The organism is Desulfosporosinus sp. Tol-M2 (assembly GCF_059735615.1).
The window spans coordinates 1-1,444 of sequence record NZ_JCAIJG010000202.1 but is presented as its reverse complement, the minus strand read 5'-3'; the positions used below and the strand labels follow the sequence as shown (position 1 = coordinate 1,444).

General features: G+C 51.9%; 2 protein-coding genes. One reads left to right on the top strand and one right to left on the bottom strand.

What is annotated here, in order from left to right:
- Nucleotides 1-172: 172 nt before the first annotated feature.
- Nucleotides 173-1,111, bottom strand: coding sequence for an RNA-guided endonuclease TnpB family protein (locus AC6I5A_RS14755; protein WP_052168139.1), 939 nt, complete (start codon nucleotides 1,109-1,111; stop codon nucleotides 173-175).
- 49 nt (nucleotides 1,112-1,160) lie between these two features.
- Between AC6I5A_RS14755 and tnpA the strand changes: the two genes are divergently transcribed.
- Nucleotides 1,161-1,444 (top strand): IS200/IS605 family transposase (gene tnpA / locus AC6I5A_RS14750; RefSeq protein ID WP_497900806.1); only part of this gene is annotated, 284 nt, incomplete at its 3' end.

Genomic DNA, 1,444 nt, shown 5'->3' with positions numbered 1-1,444 from the left:
GTTAAAACCGGGGGCTTGCAGCTAGAATCATCGGAGATGCTTCTGCTACCATAGGCTGGTTGGCGGCAGCCCTGAAGGCAATGTTTTTCGCAGCATTTGTGTCAGCAGGTTCGGTGTGGCCGCACGCCCTACACCAAAAGAGGTTTCTGGTTTTCCGGTTTTTCCGGTCAACCTATCCACAGGCCGAGCATCCCTGGCTCGTGTATGCCGGATCAACTAAGACCACCGGCACTCCTGCTCGTGCGGCCTTATAGGAAATAAACTCCCGAAGCTGAGCGAATGCCCATTTCGCGTGCCGGTCGCGTTGGGCTCGTCTAACCGTTGTTCTCTCCCGGATGCCCGTGAGGTCTTCCAGAGCAATGCCCCGAGAGGTGTCTTTGGCGAGCGCGACAAGGGTTTTGGAAACGATATGGTTCACATTCTTCTTGAATCGGTTCTCACCGTTCGAGAGTTTCTTGAGCCTGCGTTTCGCGGATCGTGTTCCTACTTGCTGGAGGGTCCGTTTTCGGTCTAGATACCACTGGCGTACCTGTTCGCAGGCGGTTCCCGGAACCTGAACGCCATCGCTGGTTGCGGCAATGTTCACGATCCCGAGATCGACCCCCAGATACGATTCTGCCTCATACTGGGGTTCTTCGGGTACTTCAACCGAGATAGCTAAGTAAAACCGATTCTTCGTCCGGTCATAACAGAGATCTGCTTCCCTGGTGTCGGGGAACGAGTACCGGGTCTGGAGAGGAACCTTCATGCGTCCGTTTGGGGTCCAGACCGAAACAGAGGTACCCTGAATCGAGTAGATCCGGCTGTCATACGCGATCGCACCCCGGGTACGATAGGTGTGGAGCGTGAGTTCTTCTCTCTTCTTGATGCTGGTCTGATAACTATCCGCAACCTTTCTACACGCGAGGATGGTGATCTGTGCCCCGAGGCTATGCTCGGAACGGATAGACCGGTACATCTGTTTTTGTAACTCGAATCGGTTAAACACCTTGTTCTGAAACGCAAACTCAGAGATGCTGTTACATGCCGAGTTGACTGCCTTCATGGTTGCCAGAAGGATCTCCTTCTGGTCTTGCGTGGGAAGGAGCTTTACCCGGATAGTTTTCAGCATCAATAGTATTATTAGTGAGCAATCCATAAATACCTTGTGGTATTAACGCATGACTGAAAAAAAGAAGGCTTCGTCCGCAGTATATTCTCTCAATTATCACGTTGTATGGTGTACGAAATACCGGCGGAAGGTGTTGGTGGACGCTAGCTCAAAATCTGCTGAATCAATCCTGAAAACCATTTGCGATACGAGAAACTGGGATATCCTCGAGCTCGTTGTGATGGAGGATCATATCCACCTCTTCCTGTCTGCATCGCCGTCCGAGTCGCCTACCGCCATTGTCAAAATTCTTAAGGGCGTCTCCGCAAAACAGTTGTTTGCCCAACATCCCGA